The organism is Spirochaetota bacterium, assembly GCA_040756435.1.
In the GTDB taxonomy this organism is placed as follows: Bacteria; Spirochaetota; UBA4802; order UBA4802; family UB4802; genus UBA4802.
Window position 1 is genome coordinate 34,072 of record JBFLZD010000033.1, and the last position, 8,708, is coordinate 42,779.

Below are 8,708 nucleotides of genomic sequence, written 5' to 3' on the forward strand. Positions count from 1 at the left end.
CTTTGTATAACCTATGATAATGGTTCATCGTCAAGATATAAATCTTTAAACTGAATCTTACCATAACCTCTGCTTCCACTCCCACCTAATGCATCCTTTTCAAGGAGTTTGAGCCCTTCTCGCAATAAATCAGTTATTTCCTTCCCATCCCCATCTTCTTTGAATATTCGTAGAGAAATTTCAAAATTAAATGATAATCCTGCTATAACTCGTTCTGACTGACGAGGATTTAAAGCTCTACCTTTTATTCTATCTATAGTATTTTCTGTTTTTGCTTCGGTGGCCAATATATTGCGTTGTTTGAGCAATTCAATTGATTCGTCATCTAGAAAAGCATCCCTGAAAATTGCTCGTGTAATACCAACTTCTGAATCTTTATTGGTATTACCAAATGTTTTACAAATATGACACTTCCCACAATTACATGGTCCCCCTTTTTCCTTATCAAACTTATCCATATGAAGTTCCAAGAGACTACGTATTTTACCTTTAAGTGAAGAACCAGGTATATAAGGATAACCAGTTTTAGGGTCCTTAATTACAGGGTTATCAATACCACCAATTTCAATACCTTCAGTACCTCCGCCAATATGAAGTCCTGTCTTTAAATATATCTTTCCTTTAATTTTTTTAATTGTTAAATTTGCTATTTCCATATATTTTCCTCCTTATCTGATTCATTTCTGGAATTTTTGAGTTTTTGTTTTACCTTCAACTTCTGAAATATATGTATAATACGCTATTATTGCCTGGTAATGCATCAAAAATATTTTAAAATCAGAAATTGTTTTTATCTTATCTATTTCTTCATCCATATATTCTTTATAATCATTTGATACCAAAAACTTATTATTTGATTTTCTACCTGCACTGTAGGCAATCTTTGATTTTATAAATTTAATATGGGGTAAAATTTCTTTTTCAAACCACGCATCATTTGCATCTTGATTTTCATCTATTTTCCGCTCAATAATCTTAAAATCATCATAGAACTTCCGTATCTGGTTTTTATCAATATTGATAAAATCCGCTGCTTTTTTCTCAGCATCTTTTGTTACATATGATTCGGTTAATTCTATCATTGTTATGCCTCCTTATGATTTATTTCTTTTTCTCGTGTTTCATATAATGCTAATGAAATAATTGTTTCCAGAATATATGGCTTTAAACGTGAATAATCTTCAAAACACTGCTCAAGATATTGCAACTCTTCTTTATTTACCAATTGGCCATCTTTTTTAATTATTATATTCCTGCTAACGTCATATTTAAAATATGGAATATATATTAAATCCTCTGATGGTTTAAACTTATTTCTATATACCTTTTTTGCCATACGTGAATACTTCAGCAATCTGTATAAAAAAGAATGGTTAATTTTTGATTCAACACTATTATTTTGCTCAATAAACCATTGGGCTTTTTGATGTATATCACGTAATTGATCATATGAAATTACATTAAAATAATGTATTCTATTCCTACCACCATCTTTCGCTTCTTTTAATTTTTCTTCTGCCATGAGTGCACTTTTGCTCATAGGATAATCAGGTTTTTGAATATATGTTCCGGTTGAGAAATGCAAATCCGGATGGTTACATACAAATTCTTTAAATTTTCTTTCAACAGTATCCATGAAATCTATTACTTGATTCCATGGAGCTATAACAAATAAATCATCTCCACCAGAAAATACTGTATAGATATTGGAAAATTCTTTTTGTAAAACATCTTTTATTACAAGATTAAAAAAAACATTGAACATCCGTGATAGTGTAACATACCGTGATACCGAAAGATCCTGTATGCCCTGGCTAAATATACTACCCATGTTATCTACATCAAGTTTGATGTATGCTAAAAAAGCAGAGCCTACACCTCTTTTTTTATTATTATCTTTATCATTATAATATATTATAGCTGATTCTGCTATTTCTTTAAATTCTAATGTTTTATTATCCTTTTGAGGAACATAATTATTATACATTAGAAATGGTAGGTTTGAATCATTATCAAAACTAAAAGCACTAATAATGTTTTCATTAGAATTTAATGTATCTACAATGCTCATTGATATTTTTTCATTAAAATAGTTTACATCTCCACGCCTTTTACTAAAAAGAACAATACTATTTTTAGTAATTTTAGAACCTATTTTAAACATTTCATCACATGAATTGCATCTTTCTTCTTCATGACCCGGCACAGGTGAATACCTACCACAAGATTTGCATAATTCACCTTCGTCATAATTTATATCAATAATACAATCTCCATTTTTTAATATATTATAAAATTTACGCGATTTAGCTATAGCCAATTTGTAATTTATTGTTTTGATAACATTACCAAATGATTTTAATTTCATCTCATCCTGAGAGGCTTCTAAACTATAATCATAAACTACGGTGAAATCGCCATGGAATGTATTGAAAAACCATTTATCTGCCTCTTGAGTAAATTTCCTTATTGTATCTTTTATGTGTGGTAAATTTGGCAAAATAAGAGTAAATTTTCCACCTGCATTCATCAATTGAACAAAGGGTGGTATTCCTAATGTATCACAAAGAGCATAGCAGTATGCCTGAGCTATCATAGCAACATATAATGATCGCCCTCTTATTATCTTTGATGAACCAGGAAATGCTTTTTGTTGATGCTGAAAAATAAATTGCTGGATACCTGATAGGTCACCTGCAAAAAATAGAAATGGTTTATCTGTAGTGCTCCCTTCATCGTGAAGTACTTTTAATACTAATGCTATTGCTGCTGTCGTTATAGCATGATCATATAAAGAAATGTCACAATATTTGTCATTTGTTGCTGATGGGATACACCAGCAATATTTTTGCAATAATGAAATAATATTATTAACAAAGTGATTTAAACCATATACTGGTTTATATTGTTGTATAGATTTTTCTAAATCTTTAACAAATGCACCCCATAATGTTTTATATTGATCCGCTAATATTGTAGTCTCTTCTTTTATTTCAAAAGGATATACGTTTTCAGGAGTTAAAGGTTTTAAATTATACCCATAAAGTGTATTAATACTTTTACTTAATGATATTCGGGTAAATACTGATCGCAAGTGACGTTTAAAATGACCACCCTTAACGTAATCTGTTTCATCACTGCGGTCACTTGCAGCAGATATGTTATCGGCTAAATCTATAATGCTTTCATCAGGAGTACTTGCATTATGATGTTTTGCAGCAAGATTCTTTACTTTTATCCAATCAAGTTCTCTTGGCAGATTTATTGTTTTACAGTCATTTTCAAAAAAGTCATATGTCCATAAAGCATGACGATGTGAATATCTACCGCTACTATGTGAAGGAAGTACAATAGCTTCAATTTCCCTTGGAAAAGCTGCATGTTCTTTGCCTTCATAAGCTCTTTCTTTAAATTTTCCTATGTCATGAAATAATGAAGCAATTATAATTTCATAATACTCTTTTTTCATATATCACACCTAATAAAACGATAATAGGTCATACAACCTGTATAGCTCCAAATCCAAATGATGTGTTATTCCCAATATTAATAATTTCTCCAATCTTTAATAATGGATATATTGATTCAACATTCCCAGAAAAGATTGCTTTACCTTTATACCCACTTAATGGCATTTTTTGATTCCTTCTTTTAGAATATCTTTCAATAAATTCTAATCTAATATCCTGTGATACACAATGTATTGAATTAAAATCAATGTTGCTTATATCTACTATGACGGGATTGTTCTCAAAAAAATAGGAAATAATTTCAATTTTTCTTCTAATATTTTTTATAATAGTTTCAATATCAACGTATTTCTGATATTTACCATTTGATTTGATTTTACATGGCGTTAAAAATGAAATTTCTAATGTATCAGAAATGTAATCATTATTGCAACATGAAAATGCTTTAAGATCACTTAATTGGATGGTTTCTCCATTATATATTATGGAATTGCTTGCATAATCATGTATGCTTTTTATTGTAAATCTTCCTCTTTTAATGCCTATGCCTTTTTCACCCAATTCCATGAACGCATGGAGAATATTTGGAAAATATTTAAATGCATCACCAAAAAGTGAAAACTTAAAGGTAAAAGTATCACCCTTTTCAAATTGAACAGGGTAATCAAATAAAGGAGTCAATGCAAAAGGATGGGGTATATATTCAGATTGGCTCATCTTTTCAGAAGGTTTTATATTGGGAGTTTCAAAAATTATGGCATAAACACACATAGTTACCAGGGGGCATTCTATACAATACTTATGTTGTTTCATAATACATACAGAATTCTTCAATGCAACACCAAAACCACCTCTTAGCGCAATTCCTGGGAAATTTGGGAATGTTATTTGTGTAACAACTTCACAGTTAACTTTTAAAGCATATATATGTAAATTACGTAAAATATCCCACATGATTGGTATTTTATATATTATATTTTTTATAACTTGTAAAAAAATTAAACTATACTTTTTATCTAATATTATAATATGACATTTTTTTGTCAAACAAAAAACACGGACACCACTATTGCCCCTGTTTTAAAATGCGTTATATAATAACACATAAACCTATATTAAACAACAACGCTCTAGTTTTAACATCAGTGATAATTGCGTCTTCATCTTTATATACTGTTGACAACCCACATTCATACCGCATTCCTAATTCCAAACTAAATTGATCACTTAATGGTATATCCAGTCCCAGGTCAATATATAATCCAAAATCATCATCAAAATCAATTGTTTCTTTTTCAGTTGCTGTCCCATATATTGTTGTATAAGTTATTTCTACTTCTGTATCACCCACCATACCGTAATATGCTCCAGCACCTAAAAAAAAGTATTCAAAATATAATCTTATACCAACTGGTATGATTAAATATGTTGTACCAAAATCAAATGTTATATCATCAATTGCAGTATATGCAGGATAATTAATGCTAAAACTTTTGTATATAGCAGCAAGGCCGGTATTTAACGCAACATTATCATTAACAAAATAACGATAGACAACACCAATACCACCTGCACCACCTGGATCACTAGAAGGATCCCGCCATAATGTTGGATCACCATCAAGAACTATACCAAGAGTACTTCCGCTCCACGATGTAAAATCTGCACCAGAAGCACCCAGATAAAGATTTCCATTTAATTGAGAGTTCCCCTCCCGTGCTATTAATGGCATAGAAATAAAAGAAAATAGTACTACTAATAAAAATAATTTATTGTTTAGCATGGTTTTTATACCTTCCTTTTTTAATAAATAAATGTCGTTGTATTTTTAGACTCAGAAAGGCATAAAAATATAGGTATACTCTACATTCTTTTTTCTTAATTAAATTAACACCAGTCCATCAATCCCCGGATAAAATGACATAAATAAACCGCAAGCACTATATAGCAAACTCCTATCTATCCCACTGATGGGAAGGCATTATTGCACCGTAATCAATATAACCACCATATCTAAATCCACATAGTGGTGTCATTATTGTCCACAAGCTACATATCTCCACACCACCCAACCCACGGAGTGGGTGACACTATTGTAACAGCTCAATATAATCACCTATACAACCCCCAGCGGGATGACATTACTGTAACAGCTATATACAACCATCTAATCAATCCCTTGGAGGATGACATTATTATAACCACAAGCTGAGTAACACACCACCCAATCCACGGAGTGGGTGACACTATTGTAACAGCACTAAACAACCATCTCATCCATCCTCAGCGGGGATGATATTATTGTAACCACCTAACTGAGTAACACATCATCAAACCCACGGAGTGGGTGACATTATTGTCTTAAGGCTAACTTGAGTGTTTCGTAAAATAATATACAGTAACAAGTAATGTTTTATTATTGTTACCCTCACATTAATGGTTTTATTATAAAATTTTTTCAAAAATTTTAAAAATTTTTTAATTTTTTTATTCCAAAAGCGTTGTATAGATATAAAACACTGTGATGAAATGCAAGATGTATGTATGTGTACTACAATAGCATTTTTATTTTATGCTACACGGTATGGCAAATATCATCTTGACATTTCATTACCTATGTGTTACACTTAATATATGGAAGGAGATAAAAAAATGGGCCAACATTTCTCAGCCGATGTATATGACATCTTTGAAAAGGCGTTTCATGGTAAAGAATATGCCAAAAAGGTATTATACGCACTGGAAGAGGTTATAGTGGATACAGTACATGACACCTGGTATAAAACAAAAGAGGAACTAAAGGCAGAAGTTTTAAGTCATTATGCTACCAAGCAAGATTTGGAACAGGTACGTATTGAACTTTTAGGAAAATTAGATGCATTATATCAAAAAACAGAAAGGGATAAAGCTGAACTACTTGGCATAATGAAGCAGGATAAGGCTGAGCTTGTAGGAGCACTCCAACAAACCAGAGAAGAACTTTTAGGTATTATGAAGCAAGATAAAGCTGAATTGCTGGGAAAATTTGATGCATTGTATCACAAAACAGAAAAGGATAAAGCTGAAATTAATTTACGAATTGAGCATTTGGATAAAAAATTCAGTATTTATTTTGCAGCGTTATTTTTTATTGTCATTTTCTTAAATCAGAATGCTTTAGAATTTTTGGTAAAAGTGATAGGCTTGGTTAAATAGATTGTTTGTGGTGCATATATTTATAAAAAAACACAGGTAAATTTACTCCCTGTGTTCTTTTATTATTATACATTATATTAAATTAATAGATCACATAGTTAAATAGTAATGCTTATGACTATAAATTGATAATGAAGTCAAATTTTTCTTCATACACCGCTGCCAACAACATCACAAACCCACCAACCCCAACGGTGTGACATTATTTTCAAGACATTCACCCGCCAAAATAAAAAACCCACAGAGTGGGTGACATTATTTTAAACACCAGCAAAATATCACCACCCCACTGAACCCCGGAGGGGTGGCATTATTATAATCCCAGCAGTAGTGAAACATAACATAATCCCTGGAAGGGATGACATTATTGTAACCACCTAGCGGAATATCACCACCCCACTGAACCCCGGAGGGGTGGCATTATTGTAAACCCCCTATCAGCGGGGTGCTTTGACTAGCGCTTACTCCATCCCATCAACGTGCTCAGCAACCTCATCCATTGCTATTCATCACCGAACCCCCAAGTGATAGCATTATTTTCCATCCCCTTTGCGCCACCATCGAACTCGATTGTTAAAAGCGTCACAACCCCAGAGGGGTGTAATTATTGTAACTACCTAGCGGAATGACACACCATCACAACTCCGGAGGGGTGGCATTATTGTAAATCCCCGTAGTAGTGAAATACAACAAAATCCCTGGAGGGGATGACATTATTGTAACCACCTAGCGGAAAATCACCACCCCACTGAACCCCAGCGGGGTGACATTATTGTAAACCCCCTATTAGCGGGGAAGTTTTCCTACCAGAATTTTCAAAGTTTAAAAACTCTGTGAATATGCTATCAACGTCTCAATCCCCTATTAGCGGGGAAGTTTTCCTACTTTTGTAATTTCTGAAAGTGAAAAAGGTAAAAAAAGATTTCGTCTCAATCCCCTATTAGCGGGGAAGTTTTCCTACACGATAAAGATAATATGAAAAACTTCTTTATTAAAGTAAGAGGTCTCAATCCCCTATTAGCGGGGAAGTTTTCCTACTTTTGTAATTTCTGAAAGTGAAAAAGGTAAAAAAAGATTTCGTCTCAATCCCCTATTAGCGGGGAAGTTTTCCTACACGATAAAGATAATATGAAAAACTTCTTTATTAAAGTAAGAGGTCTCAATCCCCTATTAGCGGGGAAGTTTTCCTACGAGTGAGTAAACCGTCCTCAACGTCCTCTTTCTTATCCCTGGTCTCAATCCCCTATTAGCGGGGAAGTTTTCCTACCATAAATGGTAGCAAAGACAAGATTAATAAGCTTGATAAAAAGTCTCAATCCCCTATTAGCGGGGAAGTTTTCCTACGGGGAGTCTGTAGTCGGTACGATAGTGACCGACGTTAATACCAAGTCTCAATCCCCTATTAGCGGGGAAGTTTTCCTACATTTTTATGAGAGCAAACCATATGTGAGAATGACTGGACGCAGTCTCAATCCCCTATTAGCGGGGAAGTTTTCCTACTCAAAGGCAATGTAGCAAAGATAAATGGACTGGATAAATCTAAGTCTCAATCCCCTATTAGCGGGGAAGTTTTCCTACTAGTAATTTTGTTCCTGGAAAGGGTGGAGTAAGGGGTAAGGTGTCTCAATCCCCTATTAGCGGGGAAGTTTTCCTACGATTATGTTTATAAGTTGGAATTCACTAAAAAGGGTTTGTCTCAATCCCCTATTAGCGGGGAAGTTTTCCTACCAATTTTATTATATTTATATCATAAATTTAAACAAGAAAAGTCTCAATCCCCTATTAGCGGGGAAGTTTTCCTACCATACTAAACTAACGGAGGTTGTAAAATGAATTATCGGTCTCAATCCCCTATTAGCGGGGAAGTTTTCCTACGATAACGCAATATCCAGAAATATGTATGTTAGAAGCAGGGTTGGTCTCAATCCCCTATTAGCGGGGAAGTTTTCCTACCATAAATGGTAGCAAAGACAAGATTAATAAGCTTGATAAAAAGTCTCAATCCCCTATTAGCGGGGAAGTTTTCCTACGGGGAGTCTGTAG

6 protein-coding genes and 1 CRISPR repeat array are annotated in these 8,708 nt (G+C 33.2%); of the genes, 1 reads left to right on the forward strand and 5 read right to left on the reverse strand.

The window, feature by feature from the left end:
• Positions 1-11 precede the first annotated feature (11 nt).
• The 5 genes from csm3 to AB1444_10490 all read right to left on the reverse strand — a co-directional run bounded on the left by csm3 (position 12) and on the right by AB1444_10490 (position 5,253).
• Positions 12-656, reverse strand: a complete 645-nt coding sequence (gene csm3 / locus AB1444_10470) for a type III-A CRISPR-associated RAMP protein Csm3 (GenBank protein ID MEW6527079.1) — start codon at positions 654-656, stop codon at positions 12-14.
• A gap of 21 nt (positions 657-677) precedes the next feature.
• Entirely contained in the window at positions 678-1,082 is a 405-nt protein-coding gene (csm2, locus tag AB1444_10475; GenBank protein MEW6527080.1) for a type III-A CRISPR-associated protein Csm2, read from the reverse strand.
• A gap of 2 nt (positions 1,083-1,084) precedes the next feature.
• Entirely contained in the window at positions 1,085-3,469 is a 2,385-nt protein-coding gene (gene cas10 / locus AB1444_10480; protein MEW6527081.1) for a type III-A CRISPR-associated protein Cas10/Csm1, read from the reverse strand.
• A gap of 28 nt (positions 3,470-3,497) precedes the next feature.
• A complete protein-coding gene (cas6, locus tag AB1444_10485; protein MEW6527082.1) occupies positions 3,498-4,283 on the reverse strand; it encodes a CRISPR system precrRNA processing endoribonuclease RAMP protein Cas6 in 786 nt (261 codons plus the stop codon).
• A gap of 277 nt (positions 4,284-4,560) precedes the next feature.
• Positions 4,561-5,253: an outer membrane beta-barrel protein gene (locus AB1444_10490; GenBank protein MEW6527083.1), complete on the reverse strand. Its 693-nt coding sequence runs from the start codon at positions 5,251-5,253 to the stop codon at positions 4,561-4,563.
• A gap of 869 nt (positions 5,254-6,122) precedes the next feature.
• Between AB1444_10490 and AB1444_10495 the strand changes: the two genes are divergently transcribed.
• On the forward strand, positions 6,123-6,665 hold the full coding sequence (locus AB1444_10495; GenBank protein MEW6527084.1) for a hypothetical protein: 543 nt from the start codon (positions 6,123-6,125) through the stop codon (positions 6,663-6,665).
• A gap of 772 nt (positions 6,666-7,437) precedes the next feature.
• A CRISPR array of direct repeats spans positions 7,438-8,695; the repeat unit is 35 nt; unit sequence GTCTCAATCCCCTATTAGCGGGGAAGTTTTCCTAC.
• Positions 8,696-8,708: the final 13 nt, after the last annotated feature.